This is a genomic window from Flagellimonas sp. ABD4_174, assembly GCF_056160185.1.
Genome location: NZ_JBSWWP010000001.1, coordinates 1,389,057 through 1,410,394, shown reverse-complemented (window position 1 = coordinate 1,410,394; position 21,338 = coordinate 1,389,057). Strand labels below are relative to the sequence as shown.

21 protein-coding genes are annotated in these 21,338 nt (G+C 41.7%); 14 read left to right on the top strand and 7 right to left on the bottom strand.

Features of this window, described 5'->3' with window-relative positions; genetic code table 11:
• Positions 1-17 precede the first annotated feature (17 nt).
• Positions 18-1,385, bottom strand: coding sequence for an MATE family efflux transporter (locus tag ACXAFK_RS06250; RefSeq protein ID WP_474957154.1), 1,368 nt, complete (start codon positions 1,383-1,385; stop codon positions 18-20).
• Between the two features lie 82 nt (positions 1,386-1,467).
• Positions 1,468-2,241 carry a nucleoside triphosphate pyrophosphohydrolase gene (mazG, locus tag ACXAFK_RS06245; RefSeq protein ID WP_474957153.1) on the bottom strand — a complete coding sequence of 258 codons (774 nt, stop codon included), beginning with the start codon at positions 2,239-2,241 and terminating at the stop codon, positions 1,468-1,470.
• A 108-nt stretch (positions 2,242-2,349) separates the two neighbouring features.
• Between mazG and bglX the strand changes: the two genes are divergently transcribed.
• The 3 genes from bglX to ACXAFK_RS06230 are packed head-to-tail and all read left to right on the top strand — an operon-like array spanning position 2,350 to position 6,843.
• The gene (gene bglX / locus ACXAFK_RS06240) at positions 2,350-4,605 is read left to right on the top strand and encodes a beta-glucosidase BglX (RefSeq protein ID WP_474957152.1); all 2,256 of its coding nucleotides are present in this window, start codon (positions 2,350-2,352) and stop codon (positions 4,603-4,605) included.
• 6 nt (positions 4,606-4,611) lie between these two features.
• Positions 4,612-5,253, top strand: a complete 642-nt coding sequence (locus ACXAFK_RS06235; RefSeq protein ID WP_474957151.1) for a GDSL-type esterase/lipase family protein — start codon at positions 4,612-4,614, stop codon at positions 5,251-5,253.
• A gap of 12 nt (positions 5,254-5,265) precedes the next feature.
• A complete protein-coding gene (locus tag ACXAFK_RS06230; RefSeq protein ID WP_474957150.1) occupies positions 5,266-6,843 on the top strand; it encodes a beta-N-acetylhexosaminidase in 1,578 nt (525 codons plus the stop codon).
• Positions 6,844-6,846: 3 nt separating this feature from the next.
• Here the strand turns inward: ACXAFK_RS06230 and ACXAFK_RS06225 are convergent, their stop codons facing one another.
• From ACXAFK_RS06225 to ruvX, 3 genes are read right to left on the bottom strand one after another with little or no spacing between them, the layout of a single operon-like run.
• Positions 6,847-7,290 carry a DUF5606 family protein gene (locus ACXAFK_RS06225; RefSeq protein WP_293294313.1) on the bottom strand — a complete coding sequence of 148 codons (444 nt, stop codon included), beginning with the start codon at positions 7,288-7,290 and terminating at the stop codon, positions 6,847-6,849.
• Positions 7,291-7,345: 55 nt separating this feature from the next.
• A complete protein-coding gene (gene def, locus ACXAFK_RS06220) occupies positions 7,346-7,936 on the bottom strand; it encodes a peptide deformylase (protein WP_474957149.1) in 591 nt (196 codons plus the stop codon).
• 3 nt (positions 7,937-7,939) lie between these two features.
• A complete protein-coding gene (gene ruvX / locus ACXAFK_RS06215; protein ID WP_474957148.1) occupies positions 7,940-8,350 on the bottom strand; it encodes a Holliday junction resolvase RuvX in 411 nt (136 codons plus the stop codon).
• A gap of 100 nt (positions 8,351-8,450) precedes the next feature.
• Here ruvX and ACXAFK_RS06210 point away from each other — a divergent pair, with 100 nt between their 5' ends.
• On the top strand, positions 8,451-9,266 hold the full coding sequence (locus ACXAFK_RS06210; protein WP_252079184.1) for a 2,3,4,5-tetrahydropyridine-2,6-dicarboxylate N-succinyltransferase: 816 nt from the start codon (positions 8,451-8,453) through the stop codon (positions 9,264-9,266).
• Between the two features lie 253 nt (positions 9,267-9,519).
• A complete protein-coding gene (locus tag ACXAFK_RS06205; protein WP_474957147.1) occupies positions 9,520-10,323 on the top strand; it encodes a glycosyltransferase family 2 protein in 804 nt (267 codons plus the stop codon).
• On the opposite strand, the gene ACXAFK_RS06200 is transcribed toward ACXAFK_RS06205, so the two are convergent.
• Positions 10,305-11,138 (bottom strand): glycosyltransferase family 2 protein, encoded by an 834-nt coding sequence (locus ACXAFK_RS06200; protein ID WP_338193546.1) that lies wholly within the window; start codon positions 11,136-11,138, stop codon positions 10,305-10,307. The genes ACXAFK_RS06205 and ACXAFK_RS06200 overlap by 19 nt on opposite strands.
• A gap of 67 nt (positions 11,139-11,205) precedes the next feature.
• Between ACXAFK_RS06200 and ACXAFK_RS06195 the strand changes: the two genes are divergently transcribed.
• From ACXAFK_RS06195 to ACXAFK_RS06170, 6 genes are read left to right on the top strand one after another with little or no spacing between them, the layout of a single operon-like run.
• Complete coding sequence (locus ACXAFK_RS06195; protein ID WP_224835174.1) at positions 11,206-12,045, top strand: zinc-binding alcohol dehydrogenase; 840 nt, start codon at positions 11,206-11,208, stop codon at positions 12,043-12,045.
• A complete protein-coding gene (locus tag ACXAFK_RS06190; protein ID WP_369885082.1) occupies positions 12,026-12,586 on the top strand; it encodes an L-threonylcarbamoyladenylate synthase in 561 nt (186 codons plus the stop codon). Before ACXAFK_RS06195 ends, ACXAFK_RS06190 begins: the two co-directional genes overlap by 20 nt.
• Before the next feature lie 2 nt (positions 12,587-12,588).
• Positions 12,589-14,019, top strand: coding sequence for a CCA tRNA nucleotidyltransferase (locus tag ACXAFK_RS06185; protein ID WP_474957146.1), 1,431 nt, complete (start codon positions 12,589-12,591; stop codon positions 14,017-14,019).
• On the top strand, positions 14,016-15,029 hold the full coding sequence (locus ACXAFK_RS06180; protein ID WP_474957145.1) for a COX15/CtaA family protein: 1,014 nt from the start codon (positions 14,016-14,018) through the stop codon (positions 15,027-15,029). Before ACXAFK_RS06185 ends, ACXAFK_RS06180 begins: the two co-directional genes overlap by 4 nt.
• Positions 15,030-15,072: 43 nt before the next feature.
• Positions 15,073-15,576, top strand: a complete 504-nt coding sequence (locus ACXAFK_RS06175; RefSeq protein WP_252079178.1) for an IS1096 element passenger TnpR family protein — start codon at positions 15,073-15,075, stop codon at positions 15,574-15,576.
• A 44-nt stretch (positions 15,577-15,620) separates the two neighbouring features.
• Positions 15,621-16,679, top strand: coding sequence for a nucleoid-associated protein (locus tag ACXAFK_RS06170; RefSeq protein ID WP_474957144.1), 1,059 nt, complete (start codon positions 15,621-15,623; stop codon positions 16,677-16,679).
• On the opposite strand, the gene ACXAFK_RS06165 is transcribed toward ACXAFK_RS06170, so the two are convergent.
• Positions 16,676-17,752: a hypothetical protein gene (locus ACXAFK_RS06165; RefSeq protein WP_224835180.1), complete on the bottom strand. Its 1,077-nt coding sequence runs from the start codon at positions 17,750-17,752 to the stop codon at positions 16,676-16,678. The two genes, ACXAFK_RS06170 and ACXAFK_RS06165, sit on opposite strands and share 4 nt — an antisense overlap.
• A 78-nt stretch (positions 17,753-17,830) precedes the next feature.
• Here ACXAFK_RS06165 and ACXAFK_RS06160 point away from each other — a divergent pair, with 78 nt between their 5' ends.
• From ACXAFK_RS06160 to ACXAFK_RS06150, 3 genes are read left to right on the top strand one after another with little or no spacing between them, the layout of a single operon-like run.
• Positions 17,831-18,727: an ABC transporter ATP-binding protein gene (locus ACXAFK_RS06160; protein ID WP_224835181.1), complete on the top strand. Its 897-nt coding sequence runs from the start codon at positions 17,831-17,833 to the stop codon at positions 18,725-18,727.
• An 11-nt stretch (positions 18,728-18,738) separates the two neighbouring features.
• On the top strand, positions 18,739-19,572 hold the full coding sequence (locus tag ACXAFK_RS06155; RefSeq protein WP_224835182.1) for an ABC transporter permease: 834 nt from the start codon (positions 18,739-18,741) through the stop codon (positions 19,570-19,572).
• A gap of 28 nt (positions 19,573-19,600) precedes the next feature.
• On the top strand, positions 19,601-21,331 hold the full coding sequence (locus tag ACXAFK_RS06150; protein ID WP_474957143.1) for a T9SS type B sorting domain-containing protein: 1,731 nt from the start codon (positions 19,601-19,603) through the stop codon (positions 21,329-21,331).
• Positions 21,332-21,338 lie beyond the last annotated feature (7 nt).

The window sequence follows — 21,338 nt, the reverse complement described above, 5'->3', positions numbered from 1 at the left end:
CAATCTTGGAATTCGTCTTATTCTGTAATCAATTTCTTCGTCAAAAAGTTAAATCGAAGATACAACATTAGCGCTGATGCTGTAAGTCCGGACAATAATCCGATCCAGATTCCTGTGCTTTCCAAATCGGTGTGCAATCCCAAATAATAACTGATAGGAAAACCTATCAACCAATACGCAATAAAAGTGATGAGCGTGGGTATCTTCACATCTTGCAAACCGCGCAAGGCTCCCAATACTACTACTTGAAGTCCATCCGAAATCTGAAAAAAAGCAGCAACCAACAGTAATTTGGCAGCAACAATGATCACTTCGGTATTGTCGGCTTGGTTGGCAATATCGCCAACATCCAAATAAATGGTAGGGAACCAATGCCTACCCACCAAGAAAATAGCTGCAAAGACCACTTCCAAAATCAAGGTCAAGAAAAAAATGGATTCTGCGATACGCTTCAAATCTTTATGGTTGCGCAATCCTTTTTGGTTACCGACCCTTACCATTGCGGCAACACTCAGTCCCATTCCCACCATAAACGTCATACTGCTCAAGTTCAGGGCAATTTGATTTGCGGCTTGGGCATTCTTACCAAGTACACCGCTCAACCATATGGCAGCGGTAAAAATGGCAACTTCAAAAAACATCTGTAACGCTGATGGAAACCCTAAACTGATGATTTTACGCATCACTTTTTTCTCGATCTTCTTAAAATTGAATTGGGTCACATAGGATTCAAATTTCTTTTTACGCTTGAGCAAATACCAAATATAGGCAACCATAATCACACGAGATACCAAGGTACCAACGGCAGCACCAACAATTCCCAATTTTGGAAATCCGAAGGAACCGAAAATAAGCAAATAGTTGAGGGTTATGTTCACGGCATTTGCCAATATTGTGGCATACATGGGATATTTGGTCTGGGAAAGTCCCTCTGAAAATTGTTTAAAAGCTTGAAAAATAATCAACGGCACCAACGAAAAGGCCACTAAATCCAAGTAAGGCAAAGCGAGTTCCACCACTTCCGGAGGCTGTTCCATATGATGGATCAGAGGTTTGCAAATCTGTATAAGTCCAAATAGCGATAGTCCTAGTACCGTACAAAGTACCAAACCGTGTTTTAAGGCACTTTTGCCTGCTGCTTGGTCCTTTGCACCATCGGCTTCTGCCACCAATGGCGTAATCGCAGTTGAAAAACCTATGCCAAGCGACATGGCTACAAACACAAAGCTATTTCCCAAAGAAACGGCTGCCAACTCGGCCGTACCCAATTGGCCCACCATAATGTTATCGGCAAAAGCCACAAAGGTATGGCCCAACATTCCCAAAATAACAGGATAGGACAACCTTAGGTTGTAGGCAAACTCTTTAGTATAGTTTTGAAACACTTTGGATAATTAAAAAGGATGGCAAATATAGCCAGATCGGCCATAATTTTTGTCCATCTTTGACTTAGATTATGGATAATTTTCAAAGCTGTTTGGCCTCTTCCCAAAACACATCCATTTCGGCCAAGGTCATATCGCTCATGGTCTTCCCCAACTCTTTGGCTTTTTGTTCCAAATATTGAAAGCGTTTGATGAATTTTTTATTGGTCCGCTCCAACGCATTTTCTGGATTAATTTTCAAGAAACGGGCATAGTTCACCATGGAAAACAGCACATCGCCAAACTCGGACTCCATTTTATCCGCATTATGGGCCTCCACTTCTTCTTGAAGTTCCCCCAGTTCTTCTTTCAACTTTTCAAAAACCTGTTCGGGATGTTCCCAATCAAACCCCACTCCTGCTACCTTATCTTGGATTCGGTTGGCCTTGACTAAGGATGGTAGACCATTGGGCACTCCCTCTAGCACACTCTTTTTGCCTTCTTTTAGTTTGATATTTTCCCAATTTTGCTTTACCTCCTCTTCATTTTCAACCTTCACATCGCCATAAATATGGGGGTGCCTATTGATGAGTTTCTCACAAATTCCGTTGGCAACATCGGCGATATCAAAATCTTGGGTCTCCGAACCTATTTTGGCATAAAAAACAATGTGCAACAAAATATCGCCCAGCTCCTTTTTCACTTCTTCCAGGTCATTGTCCAAAATGGCATCGCCCAACTCATAGGTTTCTTCGATGGTTAAATGACGAAGTGTTTGCATAGTCTGCTTTTTATCCCATGGACATTGTTCGCGCAGTTCGTCCATAATGGTCAATAAGCGATCAAAGGCAGCCAATTGTTCCGATCTTGTGTTCATGGTATTGGATTTTAACCAAAAGTACAAAGACCTCATATTAGGGCATGAGGTAATTTTATCTTATTTTTAATAGTCGATTCAACGGCATATAAAAAACCCACCTCTCCTATGAAAACCAAACACTGTTTTATTTCGATTTTTCTACTTCTTTTTTTATTGTTCAATCCTGATATTATGGCACAAGACCCAACTATTGACCAAAAAGTGGATTCTCTTTTAAAATTAATGACCCTTGAGGAAAAAGTAGGGCAAATGAACCAATACAATGGATTTTGGGACGTAACCGGTCCTGTGCCGGAAGAAGGAAATGCTTCCATGAAGTATGAACACCTCAAAAAAGGTTGGGTAGGTTCCATGCTCAATGTTACCGGAACCAAAGAAGTCAGAAAATTACAAAAATTGGTCTTGGAAGAATCCCGGTTGGGCATCCCCCTGATTTTTGGATTCGATGTAATCCATGGCTATAAAACTTTGGCGCCGATTCCTCTGGCCGAAGCTGCCAGCTGGGACATGGAAGCTATAGAAAACTCTGCAAAAATTGCGGCCGACGAAGCCTCGGCAGTGGGCATCAACTGGACATTCGCCCCTATGGTGGACATTTCACGTGATGCCCGTTGGGGAAGGGTCATGGAAGGCGGTGGTGAGGACACTTACTTGGGTTCGCATATCGCCAAGGCACGCGTAAAAGGCTTTCAGGGATCCGATCTATCCAAAGAGCACACAATAATTGCCTGTGCCAAACACTTCGCAGGTTATGGATTCGCCGAGGCGGGCAGGGATTATAATACCGCCGACATCGGAACTTCGACCCTGTACAACTCGGTTTTGCCCCCGTTTAAAGCCGCGGTGGATGCCAATGTACGTACCGTTATGAACGGGTTTAACGTATTGAATGGAGTTCCCGTTACCGCAAGTGCTTTTCTTCAGCGGGATATTTTAAAGGAAAAGTGGGGTTTTGACGGTTTTGTGATTTCCGATTGGGCCTCTATTGGCGAACTTGTGCCCCATGGTTATGCCAAAGACTTGAAACATGCCGCTGAACTTGGTGCCAATGCAGGTTCCGATATGGATATGGAAGCCTCTGCTTACATCACCCATTTGGTAAGCCTCGTAAAGGAAGGCAAAGTATCCGAGGACAAAATAAATGATGCTGTTCGGCGTATCCTGACTGTCAAATTTGAGCTTGGTCTTTTTGATGACCCCTATCGCTATTGCAATGAAGAACGGGAAAAGGAAAGACTCTACCACCAAGACCACCAATCGGGTGTACTGGAAATGGCCAAAAAATCCATTGTACTCTTGAAAAATGAAGGAAATCTGTTGCCCATCAGTAAAAATCAGCCCAAAATAGCAGTGATCGGGGAGTTAGCCGATGACAATAACAGCCCACTGGGCAGTTGGCGATTGGGCTCGGATGACAATACTGCTGTTTCGGTTTTGGAGGGGCTAAAAAAGTATTCCAATAACATCACCTATGCAAAAGGTCCAAAAGTTTTTAATCCGAATGCCGATTTTTTAAACGAGGTCAAAGTAAATGAAACCGATACCACTGGAATAAAGGAAGCGGTGGAACTTGCAAAACAGTCCGATGTTGTGCTCATGGTATTGGGCGAGCACGGTTTTCAAAGTGGCGAAGGTAGAAGCAGAACACAATTGGACCTGCCAGGACTCCAACTGGAACTCTTAAAAGAAGTTTACAAAGTAAACAAGAACATCGTATTGATCCTGATGAACGGTAGGCCACTTGCGATAACATGGGAAGCTGAGCACATTCCCGCCATATTGGAAACATGGCAGTTGGGATCACAAACGGGAAATGCGATAGCTGAAGTGGTTTTTGGGGAATACAATCCAAGCGGAAAACTTCCTATGACATTTCCGCGCAGTGTCGGCCAGGTCCCTATTTACTACAACCATTTAAGTACCGGGCGACCTTCCCCCCAGCCCAATGTATTTTGGTCCCATTACAGTGATGAAAAAAATGAGCCCTTGTTCCCATTTGGATATGGCTTGAGCTATACTACATTTGATTATTCAGATCTAAAAATAGACACCTCCGACCAAGCAAACATTAGCGTATCCGTTACAGTTACCAATACTGGAAAAACCCAAGGCGAGGAAGTGGTACAACTATATATCCACGATAAGGTTGCCAGCATCGCCAGACCTGCCAAGGAATTGAAAGGATTTCAAAAAATCAGTTTGGCCCCAAATAGCTCCAAAAAAGTTATTTTTACCCTCACCGACCAAGAATTGGGATTTTACAACCATAATTACGAGTTTGTAGTGGAACCCGGTGAGTTTGATGTTATGGTCGGCACCAACTCGCAAGAAGGGCTCCAAGGCAGCTTTGTTAAAAAATAAACCAGCATGACCAGATATCTCATCGTATTACTTTTTACACTATCCACCTCCTTACAGGCTCAGTTGCCTTTTGACAAAGAGGTAAAGCAGATACAGGAAATAAATGATTCCATTTGGGACAGTTCCACGAAAACCATTATTTTTACAGGCAGTTCCAGTATTCGATTATGGAAAGATCTACAAGAACGTTTTCCAGATCACCAGGTCTTAAACACTGGTTTTGGGGGTTCTCAATTTTCGGATTTACAGCATTATCTTGATGAATTGATATTGAACTACAACCCGGTTAAAGTTTTTATCTATGAGGGCGACAATGATGTTTTCGCCAAGAAAAGACCTAGGAAAATCATACAAATAGCCCAAGACATCATCGATACATTGCAACATAGAGAACCGGATATGGAGATTGTATTGATTTCGGCCAAACCTAGTATTTCAAGGTGGAAATTTAGAGGGAGGTACCGACGCTTGAACCGTAAACTGCACAAACTGGCATCCGAAACCAAGGGAATTGATTATGTTGATGTTTGGTATCCCATGTTAGACAAAAGAAAGGTAAGACAGGACATTTTTATTGAAGACGGGCTTCACATGAACTCCAAGGGCTACGACATCTGGTACGATGTCATCAAAAATTATATGGACTAAAACCAAACAAAAGTGATTTACAGATCAATCCTACTTTTCGTTGCATTTATCTATTTGGCGTCTTGCCAGGAGAAAAAAGAGGAAATCAGTTTTCCCAAAACCGACCTTGCCAAAGCTCCGTTGGTCCCAAAACCCTTTAAAACCATTTCCACGGGAAGTGCTTTTGGTCTAGATGCTGGAACAGCTATTTTTACATCCAACTCCGATGCGGGATTCGAAAAGGTGGGAAAGTTTCTTTCCGAGCAGATAAAGTCCAAAACCGGTTTACATATTGGCGTAAATTCAGCTACCGAAGGAACATTGGAGCGCTTGATCTACATCAACCAATCGGATAGTGTGGATTTAAAGGGACCAGAGGCTTATCAGATCTACATTAAAAAGGATTCCATTTTATTGAACGCCAAAACTGCAGCCGGAGCGTTCAGGGGCGTACAAACATTGCGTCAGTTAATCCCTGAAAAAAGTAATGATACCTTAACGGATTACCCAATCTGGGTAATTCCATCGGGAAAGATCATCGACGCTCCCAGATTCGAATATCGTGGTTCCATGTTGGATGTGGCCCGGCACTTTTTTACCGTAGAAGAAGTCAAAAAATATATCGACGCCCTTGCATACTACAAATTCAACACCCTGCACCTGCACCTAACGGATGACCAAGGTTGGCGCATTGAAATCAAATCTTGGCCCAAGCTAACAAAAATCGGTGGCGCCAGCGAGGTCGGCGGTGGAGAAGGTGGTTTTTACACTCAAGAACAGTTTAAGGATATTGTAGCCTATGCTGCGGAAAGACATATTACCATTATTCCGGAAATTGATATGCCCGGACACACCAATGCCGCATCCCTAAGCTACCCCTTTTTACATGCCCCAGATGCCGAAACTCCACGCGTTAGAACGGACATGAGAGTGGGTTACAGTTCTTTTGATGCCAAAAAAGATACCGTATATAGCTTTTTGGATGATGTAATCGGTGAAATTACCGCCATGACTCCCGGTCCATATTTTCACATTGGCGGAGATGAGAGCCATGCCACCAAAAAAAGTGACTATATCCGCTTTGTGGAAAAAGTGCAAAAAATTGTTCGGAAACACAACAAAAGAATGGTCGGTTGGAACGAAATAGTACAAGCAGAACTTGATTCCAGTTCAGTGATTCATTTTTGGAACAAACCTGAATATGCCCTAAAAGCCATTGAAAATGGCTCAAAGGTTATTATGTCGCCAGCAAAAAAAGCCTATTTGGATATGAAGTATGATTCCATATCTGAATATGGACTGAATTGGGCAGGCCTCATTCCGGTTGATATTGCCTACAAATGGGACCCTGGGACTTATGTAGAAAATCTTCCTGAAGAGAATATTCTTGGCATCGAAGCCCCCCTATGGTCCGAAACCATAAGCAATAGTGAAGAGCTGGAATATTTGGCCTTTCCGAGACTTATTGGATATGCGGAATTGGGATGGTCTCCAAGCGAACATCTTGATTGGGATGACTACAAAGAGCGTTTGGCCGCACAGGTTCCCTATCTGGAAGCCATGCAGATCAACTATTACCCAACTAAATTGGTGAACTGGAAAAAGGAATAATCGTTATTCTTCGTCTTGTGAAGCAGAAACAGTAGGTTCATCTGAATCCTTTTCTTCTTTGACAAAATCGGTGATATTATTGTCGAGAAGGATGTTGTACCACTGTATGATCTTTTTGATGTCACTGGCGTAGACACGATCTTCATCATAATTGGGCAGTACCTCGAAGAAATACTCTTCCAACTCGATTTTGTCAGCCTTATGGCTGATCGATGTTTTGTTGCCTCCTTCTTTCTCTTTGATTTTTTGGAACACTTCCCTCAACGGAAGCTCTTCCTCGAGGGTGTAAATGGCTATTTCGGACAACACGCTTACATTGCTTCTTAATCCAACGGTTACACGTTTGCCATCCAATAGGGATTCGCCAACAAAGCCACCACGGGTTTGGGTCAATAATTTGTAAAGTCCTGGTTTACCTCCAATAGATAAAATCTTGTCTAATGCCATTCAAATAGTAATTTATGGGCGCAAAAATATGTTTTTATCGCAAATAGTGATTTTTTTAACGTGCTTTTTTGATATTGGGAAACCGCATTCGGTAGTCAACGTTTATTTTCCCTTTGGATATTTTGTCCAATCTGTTTTTTAAAAGTCGCTTTTTTAGGGTCGATAGTTTGTCCGTAAACAGAATGCCTTCGATATGGTCGTATTCGTGCTGAATAACTCTGGCCAAAAGCCCATCAAACGTTTCCGTACGTGATTTAAAATCTTCGTCCAAATAGGTTATGGTCACTTCTGGTTTTCGCTTTACATCTTCCCGAACGTCGGGAATGCTCAAGCAACCTTCGTTAAAGTCCCATTCCTTGCCGTTCTCTACCTCGATCTTGGCATTGATAAAGACTTTTTTGAAACCATTTAGTTTCTCCTGTTCTTCTTTGCTCAAATCCTCATCATCGGAAAAAGGGGTGGTATCTACCAAAAAAATTCGAATTGGAAGTCCCACTTGTGGAGCTGCCAATCCAACACCATGTGCATTGTACATGGTCTCCCACATGTTGGCGATCAATTCTTCCAACTTTGGATAATCGGATGCAATATCCTTCGCTTTTTTTCGTAAAACGGGGTCTCCGTAGGCTACTATAGGTAAAATCATAAATTAAAATCTGTTTAAATAGGCCTGCAAAATCAATGTGGCGCTTATTTCATCGACCAAGGCCTTATCCCTTCTTTTCTTCTTTTTCATACCACTGTCCAACATGGACTGAAATGCCATTTTAGAAGTAAACCTTTCATCTTGGCGTTCAACGGGCATAGCTGGAAACTTGGCCGACAACTGCTTTAGGAAGTCTTGGATGAGAGCTTCGGACTCGGAGGCCGTATTGTCCATTTGTTTGGGCAATCCAACCACAAAACGTTCCACCGATTCCTTTTTTATATAGTCTTCCAAAAACGTTAACAGGTCCTTGGTGTCAACGGTGGTCAATCCAGAGGCAATCAACTGAAGCTCATCGGTGACCGCAATTCCCGTACGTACTTTTCCAAAATCCAATGCCAAAACTCTTGCCAAAACAACTTTTTGGCAAAAATAACCTTAAATATGTTATAGCCTTAAAAATGGAGGCCATAATTATATGATGGCACTTATCTTTGTCAAAATTTTAAGAAAAATGACAGGACTTAGAGCATTGATCGAGCAAGCATGGGACAATAGATCATTATTGGAAGACGAAAAGACCCAGATGGCCATTAGAGAAGTAATCGACCTTATTGATCTTGGCGAGCTGCGATGCGCAGAACCCACGGAAAATGGTTGGCAAATAAATGAATGGGTAAAAAAAGCGGTAGTGCTATACTTCCCTATTCAAAAAATGGAGGTCCTCGAAGCTGGTATTTTTGAATATCACGACAAGATTCCCTTGAAAAGAGGATACAAAGAAAAAGGTGTCCGTGTGGTACCCCATGCCGTGGCAAGGCACGGAGCTTATATTTCCAAAGGAACCATTTTAATGCCAAGTTATGTAAACATTGGTGCCTATGTGGACGAGGGGACCATGGTGGATACTTGGGCCACGGTGGGCAGTTGTGCTCAAATCGGTAAAAACGTCCATTTAAGTGGTGGTGTAGGTATCGGTGGGGTTTTGGAACCATTGCAAGCTGCTCCGGTTATTATTGAGGACAATGCATTTATCGGCTCCAGATGTATTGTTGTGGAAGGGGTCCGTGTTGAAAAGGAGGCTGTTTTGGGAGCAAATGTGGTTTTAACGGCTTCTACGAAAATTATTGATGTAACAGGGAGTGAGCCTGTTGAACTGAAAGGTCGTGTTCCCGCAAGATCGGTTGTGATACCCGGCAGCTACACCAAAAATTTTCCTGCCGGCGATTACCAAGTGCCATGCGCCTTGATTATTGGCAAACGAAAGGAGAGCACCGACAAGAAAACGTCGTTGAACAATGCCTTGCGCGAGCACAATGTTGCAGTTTAGATCAAGGCGTTCCGATCTTCTGATTTTTTAAAAAACGGAATCAAAATATACAGTTTGGGTTGTTTTTTTTTAAATTAAAGCAACCCAAACACTATTCCAGCCTCTACTAAATACATGTCAAAAACTATTTTTAACAAAAACCGGGTAGGGAAACGTCGTTGTTGATTGTTGTAAGAAAAATAAACGGCAAAACAATTTTTACGCCTTTTTTTTGTTATAGATTTGTAAACACCAAAACACTACACCAATAAATATGGCTGGATTACGCACCCCAAAGCAAAAATTATCAGCACTCATAATCACCTATAACGAAATTGGATACATTGAGAAATGTATCGATTCCGTTTCTTTTGCTGATGAAATCGTGGTTGTAGACTCTTACAGTACGGACGGCACATACGAGTATCTGTTAAATCATCCGAAGGTAAGGGTACTTCAAAATCCATTTGAGAATTTTACTGCACAAAAATCCTTTGCGCTAAAGCAATCCTCTAATGATTGGGTCTTGTTTTTAGATGCCGATGAAGTTGTGACCCAAAGTCTGCAAACAGAAATTATTGAAACCATCAATAAGGAAAACGCAGATGAAGCCTATTGGTTCTACCGCCAGTTTATGTTCCAAAACGAGCGATTGAACTTTAGCGGTTGGCAAACAGACAAAAATTATAGATTGTTCCGCAAAAGCAAAGCACATTTCACCGATAAAAAAATAGTTCACGAAACCTTGGTTGTCGATGGAACATCTGGAATTCTACAAGAAAAGCTTATCCATTATTGCTACAAGGACTATCAGGACTACAAGGGTAAAATGTTGAAATATGGCCAACTAAAAGCAAAAGAGGATTTTTATAGGGAAAAACACTTCAACTACCTTTTAATGATCATAAAGCCAGCGTGGAAATTCTTTAACCACTACATTTTGCGCCTAGGAATTCTTGATGGCAAAAAAGGATGGACTATTTGCTATTTAAACGCTCTTGGTGTTTTGGAGAGGTTCCGAGAATTAAAAAGGTTGGAAAAAAAGAATCAACTGGCCTATTATTTGGTAATGCCATAGTGCGTCCACACCAATTTGTTAGATCTGGTCTCCTTACGTATGGCTTGGTTCTTTGCAATGGATTCGGGCGTTTTATAGCCTCGTTTATGATCTAAATGCACACAAACGGCACTATAGCGCAATTGCTTAGATTTTATTCCAAAATTGAACAAACGTTCACCCAGTTCGCGATCCTGCCCGCCGTATTGCATCCGCTCATCAAAACCGTTCACGTTCAAAATATCCTTCTTCCAACCCGAAGAGTTATGTCCGTTCCAACTAGCGTTCGTCGGAGTTATGGTATTGAGCAATTTAGAGACAAGGCCACTCGCCGTTAGTTTATTGTTTTTAAAAGTTTTTGGAATCCCCTTTTCTTTGAGCCAATGGATGTTAAAGCAGTTTTGTTTTTCAATATCCTCCAGTGTAATCAATTTGGATATGTTCATGGGCAACATGTAGTACCCTCCCGAAATAAAATACCCGGGTTCTTTGTTAATGTAATGCACCTCCACAAAGTCTTCTCTTGGAATACAATCACCATCCGTCATTATAATATACTCCGCATTGCAAGCTTCGACTGCCTTGTTAAGGATCCTTGACTTCTGGAAACCATCGTCCTCCTGCCAAACATGGATAATATTGTAAAAAACATTTTCGGACATCTCATCCAATAATTCTTTGGTCTTTGGACCAGATCCATCATCGGCAATAACCACTTCAAAATCCTTGAAGATTTGGCAATTGAAGCCCCAAAGTACTTTTTTTAACCACTCTTCGGCATTGTACGTACTTATGATTACTGATATTTTCGGAGATTCTTTTTCCTGTGGGTTCATCTTGGCAAAAATAGAAATATTAAATGTTATCTCATATCCTTAATTTTGCGAATCTAAACTTACCATAATGAAGGTTAAGGAAATTCCAGTATCCCTTTTTCAACAAGTAGCTTTATCTTGGAAATCCAAGGAAAAACTTACTTTGAACAAAAAACAAATTCCGGTTATTGTTTCTTTGGCATCGATTCCTTCCCGGCTCCACATTGTCCACCTTACCATAAAAAGCCTTATGGACCAAAAGGTATTACCGGAAAAAATTATACTTTGGTTGCACGAGGATTTAAAAAACCAGATACCTTCCAATCTCAATTCTCTGATCAGCAACCTATTTTCTATTAAATACACGGATTACCATAGTTCGCACAGAAAACTCGTGGAGCCCCTTAAACATTATCCAGAAAAAACTATCATTACATGTGATGATGACATGATGTATCGCAAAAATTGGCTTTCTGACTTATACAAAGTCCATTTGAGCGACCCTGATAAAATCATCGCCAATCAAACACGTTGCATTGCTTATGACAAATCGGGCGAACTACTACCCTACAAACTGTGGGAATCCGCCCCATCCGGATGCAGTACACCTGAACTAACCCTGCCCATAGGTGCAGGTGGAACGCTTTATCCTCCCAACTCTATGGACCAAAAAGTATTCGACCAAGATCTTTTTTTAAGTCTCGCACCAAACGCGGACGATCTTTGGTTTAAAATTATGGGCTTGCTAAAAGGGTCTGTTTCAGTACAAGCTTACAATACCGGAAAAGAGCCAATCCCTATTTGGGGCTCCCAAAAACAATCTTTGAAGAGCACCAACATAAAAGAGGATAAAAATAGAACACAGTGGTTGGCATTAACCGACCATTTTCAATTAAAATTAGAGAACAGTGACCGAAGAAATCAATAATTGTAACCGAGTTCTGCAAGAAGGCGGGCTCATCCTCTACCCTACCGATACGGTTTGGGGCATAGGTTGCGATGCCACCAATCCCGAGGCCGTAAAAAAGGTATACGCCCTTAAAAAAAGAGAGGACTCCAAAGCACTGATATGTTTGGTGGCCAACCAAGCCATGCTGGAACGACATGTAAAACAGGTGCCCGAGGTCGCGTACGATATTATGGATCTGGCCACAAAACCCACCACCATAGTTTTTGACGACCCTATAGGCATTGCCGACAACCTGGTTGCTGCGGACAACACCCTGGCCATTCGGGTTGCATCGGACAAATTTTGCCAATACCTCATCAATAAATTCAGAAAACCCATTGTGTCAACTTCGGCCAATATTTCTGGTAATCCTACCCCAAAACATTTCAAGGATATTGATCAAGAAATTTTAAAAGGAGTGGACTATGTGGTAAATTTGCAGAACGAAAACAAAAACCCTTCTCCTTCTTCCATAATTAAGTTAAGTAACGACGGTAAGGTGAAGGTTATCCGGGAATAAGAATGACGAAGGAATTCCATACAGCCGCAATACAGCACCCTATTTTTAAACTTATTGGCGAAGCTTCTGATGAGCTCGGAACAGATTCCTATGTGATCGGCGGGTATGTCCGTGATTATTTTTTAAAACGAAATACCCCAAAAGATATCGATATTGTTGCCATTGGCAGCGGCATTGAATTGGCCAAAAAAGTGGCTTCCAAATTAAAGGGTAAACCGGATATTTCCGTTTTTAAAAATTTCGGTACGGCCATGATCAAATACAAAGACCTGGAACTGGAATTTGTGGGCGCCCGAAAAGAAAGCTATAACCGAGACAGCCGTAAACCCATTGTCGAAGATGGCACACTCGAAGATGACCAAAACCGTCGCGACTTCACCATAAACGCCATGGCAGTGGCACTGAACCAATCCAATTTTGGTCAACTTTTAGATCCTTTTGATGGTTTGGCGGATTTGGCCAAACAACTTATCCGCACGCCCTTGGAGCCGGGCATCACATACTCGGACGATCCATTGAGGATGATGCGAGCCATACGATTTGCCTCACAATTGCGCTTTACCATCGAATTGCCATCTCTCCAGGCCATTGCAGAGCACAAGGATCGAATAAAAATTGTATCCAAGGAACGTATTGTGGACGAACTCAACAAAATATTGATGAGTTCCCAACCGTCGCTAGGCTTTACACTGATGCACAAAACCGGACTTCTTCCTTTAATTCTACCTGAACTAACGGCCTTACAAGGCATCGAAGAAATAGAGGGACAACGCCATAAGGACAATTTTTGGCACACATTGGAGGTAGTGGACAATATTGCACAAACAACGGACAATCTTTGGCTGCGTTGGGCGGCACTGCTTCACGATATTGGAAAGGCACCTACCAAGAAATTCCATAAAAAAATAGGTTGGACCTTCCATGCCCATGAGTTTGTCGGCGCTAAAATGGTCTATAAACTTTTTAAAAGATTACGAATGCCATTGAACGATAAAATGAAATTCGTTCAAAAAATGGTATTGATGAGCTCACGGCCCATTATACTGTCCGAAGACCATGTAACCGATTCTGCGGTAAGGCGATTGGTGTTCGATGCCGGTAATCACGTGGAAGACCTAATGACCCTTTGCGAAGCGGACATTACCACCAAGAACCCCAAAAAACAAAAAAAATACAAGAACAATTTTAAGATCGTTCGCCAAAAAATAGTCGAAGTCGAAGAACGGGATCACATCCGAAACTTTCAACCTCCGGTTTCCGGCGAAGAGATCATGAAAACCTTCAACCTAAAACCATCCAAAGAAATAGGCATTATTAAAGACGCGATCAAAGAGGCAATCTTAGAGGGAGAAATCCCCAACGAATATGAAGCGGCCTACAACTTTATGTTAAAAAAGGGCGAAAAAATGAATCTAAAAGTCCATTCCGAATGAAAAAGAACAAATATGTGGTGTATTGGTTGTTAACTGGATGTTTTCTCATTTTTATAATGGTTTTGGTAGGAGGCATCACCCGACTTACCCACTCGGGGCTGTCCATTTCCGATTATAAACTTATTCAAGGTACAATCCCCCCCATGAACGAACAAGAATGGGAAGAAGCCTTTGAACTCTACAAGCAATATCCCGAGTACCAAAAACTCAACTATCATTTTGGAATCGAGGAATTCAAGGACATTTACTTTTGGGAATGGCTGCACAGGGTCATTGGACGATTTATCGGAATCGTTTTTATTTTACCGTTTATTTACTTTTTGATAGCCAAGAAGCTGGATAGACCTACCATTAAAAAAAGTTTGATTCTGCTCTTTATGGGCGGGTTTCAAGGTTTTTTGGGCTGGTATATGGTAAAAAGCGGCCTTGTGGACCGTCCGGATGTATCGCACTACAGGTTGGCAGCCCATTTGACCACGGCATTCTTAACGTTCGCCTATAGTTTTTGGGTGGCCTTGGACCTAATCTATCCAAATCGAAAAGAAGTCGACACCAAAATAAGGAACTTGATCCGCGTAGGCCTGGTGGTCTTGTTGCTTCAAATAGTATGGGGTGCTTTTGTTGCAGGTTTGGATGCCGGCTTTATTCACAACCACTGGCCTCTGATGAACGAGGGCAAACTAATGCACGAAACCGTTTATATAGAACAACAGCCCGTAATAAAGAACTTTTACGAAGGAAAAAGCGGCGTACAGTTTGTACATCGGTACCTGGCTTACATTGTGGTCGCTTTGATTGGGGTGATTTGGTACCGAACACGAAAAATATCCACAACCGCTCTCCAGGAAAAAGGACTAAAAACTTTGTTGACCCTAGTTTTTGTTCAATTTATATTGGGTGTGCTCACATTGATTTATGCCGTGCCCCTTTGGCTGGGCATCGTGCATCAAATTGGCGCTTTTTTCCTTTTGGCCGCGATGACGTTTACCTTGCACAGGTTCACCAAATAACTGCTATTTATTGTACCTTTGTGCCCACTCTAAAATTTGATGGATGATTTATAAAATCAGGATAATACTTGATGCTGAGGAAGATATCTTTCGAGATATCGAAATTGAGGACCAAAGTAACTTGGAGGATTTCCACAACGCCATTACCCAAGCTTTTGGTTTTGAGGGAAGTGAAATGGCCTCATTTTATACTTGTGACGAAGAATGGAATCAAGATGAAGAAATCGCTCTTTTTGATATGAGTGAAAATGGCTCCGATATTCGCCTGATGAACGAAACCTCGTTAGATGATATTCTGACCAAGGACAGCCCCAAACTGATCTACGTGTACGACTTTTTTAGCATGTGGACCTTTTTTGTGGAGCTTGCCGATATTGTGGAAAAAGAAGATGGCCGTGTTTATCCCAATGTATTGTTCACCTTTGGCGAATTACCGGATGCCCCACCGGAAAAACAATTCGAAGCAAAGCCCAACGATGATGGAGGAAATTTTGACGACCTTCTGGACAGTTACGACGATATGGACTTTGACGAAAACTGGAACTAAAATAGCACCGCCTAAATTTTAACCAATAATCCCCGATCCAAAAAATGCTGAACTTATATTCCGCCCAAATTGAAAGTATATCGCTTCACCGAGTTGGCAACAAGAGCAAAAACGAATCTGCTTTTTTATCCGCAGAGCCTTTTTCCCTGAACGATGAAATGGCAGGCCTATTAAAGGAATACTTTTTTAAGCCCTTTCGCGAAAAGGAAGAAAACTATTATAAGTTCAGTCACGAAGTGGATTTGGAATTCAATGAGGTGTGTACGGCGGTTACCGAGATTTTCGACAACCCCTCCGATAACCATCGATTATCCAAAAAAATAACCACGCATCTGTTTGAGCAATCCAACCACCCTCACATTAAAAGCGGGGAGGTTTATGTGGTGCATTTCTCCGATATGGTAATCGACAATAAAAAAACGGATGCCGTAGGTATTTTTAAGAGTGAGCTAAAGCACGACTTTCTTCAGTTCGAGGAAAACGAACGCAACTTGGAAATTTTAATTCGCCAGGGAATCAATATCAATAAATTGGATAAGGGGTGCATAGTTTTTAACGTGGACCGAGAAGAAGGTTTTAGGATATTATCTGTGGACAGCAACCGATATGACGCCAAATATTGGCTGGAAAACTTTTTGGGAGTTTCGCCATTAACGGATGAGAACTTTTACACAAAAAACTACCTTAAGTTCTGCCAGAACTTTGCCAAGGATGTTGTTTTGCCCGCAGAGGACAAACAGCAAGAGGTATTGTTCATGAACCGCGCCGTAAACCACTTTGCAAAAAACGACAACTTCGAGGAGACCACTTTTTTGAACGAGGTAATGGAAAATCCCGACTTAATTCCAGAGTTTAAACATTATAAAGTAGAAAAAGGACCCAAGTACAGCATTGAGGACGTTTCTAATTTTGACATTGCCAACAAAGCGGTGAGCGATGCCCGTAAAAAAATCAAGAATGTAATCAATCTGGACACCAATATTCAGATCAAGATGGATTTCATCAACCCTGATTCGGCAGAGAAGTTTGTGGAAAAAGGTTGGGACGAGGAACGACAGATGTACTATTACCTTGTGTATTTTAACAAGGAACAGAAAAGTTAGAATTTTTTTTCAATAATCTGTTTCATACTCACATCCTCATAGTTACGTTTCACAAAATCCAAGGCGTGGGTCAAAATTTCGCCCATGTTCTTGCTGTCCCTAAAATTAATATCGCCCGTAAGGTCCTGCAATTGGTTTTTTAGCATTTCTATGTTTTCCGGTGGAGCAATGGTATCCAATGCGCAAACATCCAACAAGCGTTTAAGGCGGCGCCCCCAACTAAGTATACGTTTTGCGATTATGGAACGCTCCTCTACAATATATTGGTTAACGGAATCTATGGTCAATTTACCTTGCACCAAATCCACCATGGTCTTGTTCTCTTTAAAAAACTGGGGTCGATATACCTTTATATTGCCTTCATAGCATTGTTGATCAAAATCTATGGCCCTTATTTTATAGACTACACTATCAAAATCGTGAGTGGGAACAATTACGTAATTATAAGAACGCATGTCCCCTAAGAGCCGGATCATACTTCTTTCGTTGAACTTAACAAACTCCTTGGCAATCTGTGATTTTTCGAATTCGGTACATTCGGGCAGGTTGTTCTTCATAAAAATATCTCCGGGAATACCAACAATATGCTCTTCGATGAGCGTATTCTCATAGATTACAAAGTTTAAATTGTAAGGAGAGAGCATATGCTCCAATTCCAAACCATATACTCTAGAAGCGTCGGTTTTTTTAACATAGAACAAGGTATAGTTATCGTTAAGGATGTTCCGGACCTTGATTCGAAAAGGCTTGGAGTTTCCAAAAGTGCAATAGTCCACATAATCCACGTTCAAATATTGAAAAATGGAATCACTGCCATCGGAAACAAAACTGGAATACACTCTTTTTAGGGCCAGGTCTATTTCATCCCTATCGAACTCCGGATAAAACACGCGCACCCAAAGTGTATCCTCATCCTTGGCATCGTAAACGGCAACGCTTCCTGAAAAGCGCAACAAGTCATCATAATGGATCGGAATTTCGATTTTTCTATTGTAATAATCCAAATATTCATCCAGCTCCTTACTTATGGGGTAGGCAGGTTTCTTTTTCGACATTAATTTTTCTTCCGACATTGTGTTCGATTATTTTGTAACAATTTGCAAATAATATCGTCAAGTTAGTATAAACCATTCAAAAAACGATAGCATCTTTTGGAAACAATACTTACCGTAAACCATCTTACAAAAAAATTTGGTTACCTAACAGCCGTAAAAGATCTTTCTTTTACAATAGAAAAAGGTAACGTTTATGGCATTTTAGGACCCAATGGGAGTGGCAAATCCACCACATTGGGAATTATCCTGAACGTTGTGAACCGAACCTCGGGCGATTTTAATTGGTTCGATGGCAACACCACCACCCATGACGCCCTAAAAAAGGTCGGGGCCATAATTGAACGTCCCAACTTTTATCCGTACATGAACGCGATTCAAAATTTAAGGTTGGTCTGTAAGATCAAAGATGTACCCGAATCCAAAATTCAGGAAAAACTGGAATTGGTAGGTCTGTGGGACCGCAGGAACAGTAAGTTCAAAACCTATTCGCTGGGGATGAAACAGCGCATGGCCATTGCCTCTGCCCTGCTCAACGACCCCGAAATACTCATCTTGGACGAACCTACCAATGGCCTGGACCCCCAAGGAATCCATCAAATACGGGAGATCATCAAAAAAATTGCGAGCCAAGGCACAACCATTTTATTGGCTTCTCATTTATTGGACGAAGTTGAAAAAGTATGTTCCCATGTCATCATTCTTAGAAAAGGAGAGAATTTATATTCCGGGCCGGTAGATAGTATGCTGGCCAGTCATGGTTTTTTTGAATTGAAGTGCGAAAATTTAGAGCAATTGCAAGAGCTGCTCGAAAAAAGTGCCAGCTTCGGGAAAATCGAAAACTTTAACGGTACGCTTACGGCCTATTTAAAGGAAGAAATGGATGCCGAAAGCTTAAACAAAATGCTGTTTGACCAGGGTATTGTCCTATCTCACCTCGTTAAACGGAAAGAAAGTCTCGAAGAACAATTTTTAACCTTGACCAAAAATCAATAATCAATAAACGAATGTTACGTCTCCTACAAATAGAATTTATAAAATTATGGAACAATAGGGCCAGCAAGGTGCTTATTATCTCCTATTTTGTGCTTTTAACTTCCATTGCGCTCATCGCGGCCATTAAATTTGATATTGGCCCGGTACAATTTCATCTGGCGGATCAAGGGATATTCAATTTTCCCTATATCTGGCACTTTAACACCTTTGTCACCGCCCTTTTTAAGCTATTTTTGGCCATTGTAATCGTTTCCATGATGTCCAACGAATACAGCAACAAGACCATAAAACAAAACCTGATAGATGGCCTTTCCAAAAAAGAGTTTATCCTTTCCAAAGTCCTTACCGTAATCAGTTTTGCGCTTATTTCCACCATATTTGTGTTTGTGGTTTCCATGGTCCTTGGCCTAATCTATTCCGATTACGACGAAATGTCCATTATTTTTTCGGACATGGAGTTTTTACCAGCGTTCTTCTTTAAACTGGTCGGCTTTTTCTCTTTTTGCCTGTTCTTGGGCATATTGGTCAAGCGTTCGGCCTTTGCGCTGGGGTTCTTAATTTTATGGACCATTTTGGAGCAAGTAGTTTTTGGTTTGCTCGGTTGGAAAGTTATGAGCTGGGAAGCGGCCAAGACCATAAAACAATTTTTTCCATTGCAATCCATGTCCAATTTAATAAAAGAACCCTTCACAAGGTTATCGGCCGTACAGAATATTGGTCAACAGATAGGAGAGGATATGAGATTTGATTACCATGTATATTGGTATGAGTTTTTGGTAGTCATCCTTTGGACAGTGATTTTTATCTACTTATCCTACGCATTATTAAAAAAACGTGATTTGTAGTATCTTGTAGGATGCACAGAATCATGTAATGCTGAACAGAATATTAATTTTATGGGCACTCCTGGCCAGCCATTCCTTTTGGGCCCAGGATTGCCCTAATCCGGTTTACCCTGCCAATGGAGCTACAAATGTTCCTTTGGACGCCACAATTGATTGGGAATCGGTAGACGGAGTTCCCTCCTACAATATAACCATGGGTACAACACCCGGGGGCGACGACATCCTGAGCACACAATTTGCCAGTGGATCTTCCTATGTCCCACCACTTGGACTACCTGCCAATACCACTATTTATGTAACGATAACCCTTTTCTTTTTTGACCAGCCCAATATCACCTGTCCAAGCTACAGTTTTACCACCGAACCCATTTCCACAGTTCCAGAATGTACCGAAATAACCAATCCATTGAACAACGCTGTGGACATAAATCCAAATACCAACATATCCTGGTCCTATGTCTACGCTGCAACGGGCTACAATCTTAGTCTGGGCACAACACCTGGAGGCACGGAACTTCTGAATAATTTTGATGTTGGCAACACCCTTACCTATAACCCAATAACCGATCTACCCCCGGAGACCCCTATTTACGCATCAATTGTACCATACAACACATTGGGAACGGCAATGGGCTGTACCTATCAACAATTTACAACACGGGCCGAATCCGAAATACCCGATTGCACCAATATTATTTATCCGCTGAACGGAGAAACCAATGTACCGCTATCTCCTGTATTGGAATGGCATGCCGTACCCGATGCAACAGGATACATCGTTACCATTGGCACAACACCTACGGGCACGGACATTCTTGACGGCTCCACATTTTATAGCAATTCCACCCCGGTCGTTAATTTTGAATCAAACAAAACCTTTTTTATCACAATTGTTCCTTTTAACGATACAGGGGTAGCAGAAGGGTGCACCCAGACCAGTTTTACCACCTTGTTGGGATGTGGCCCCTTTTTGGATTTTGATACTGGGGAATACGTTATTGTAAACCCGGAAATAGATTTTCCCGCTACCATATCCTCTTGCGATAACAATGGCCCACTGATCATCAATTCAACCGACATTGCCGAAGGTTACCGGTGGTTTCGGATAGATCAATTTGAAAATGAGTCCCTAATCTCGGACACCAGTGACGTTACCATCACTGAAAACGGCAGGTACAGGTACGAAGCCTACAATACGATCAATCAAAATGGCAATACCATTGAATGTCCCTCGAGTCAAGTATTCGAGGTCGTTTCATCGGAAATGGCAACCATAGAAAATATAATGGCCGAGACTCTGGTCTCCTCACTGCGAATAACCGTAGTTGCATCAGGTAACGGAGATTACGAATATGCCATAGATGATATAGATGGCCCATATTTGGACAGCAATGTTTTTAACAATGTGGCACCCGGAAGCCACATCTTCTATGTTAGGGACAAGAACGGTTGTGGCATTGCCCAGCAAAAATTCGCCCAGGACTTGACCGTGGAGGGATTTCCAAAATTCTTTACCCCCAATGGGGACAACATAAACGATTATTGGCAGTTTATACAGCCAACAGAGACGCAAGAAATTGTTTTTAAAAGTATCCGAATCTTTGATCGCTACGGTACATTTATAAAACAAATTTCGCAGTATTCTCTGGGTTGGGACGGAAATTTGGCCGGGCGCAGCTTACCTGCCGGAGATTATTGGTTCATGGCCATTGATGATTCGGACCGGGAGTTCAGGGGGCATTTTTCCTTAAAAAGATAATATCCCT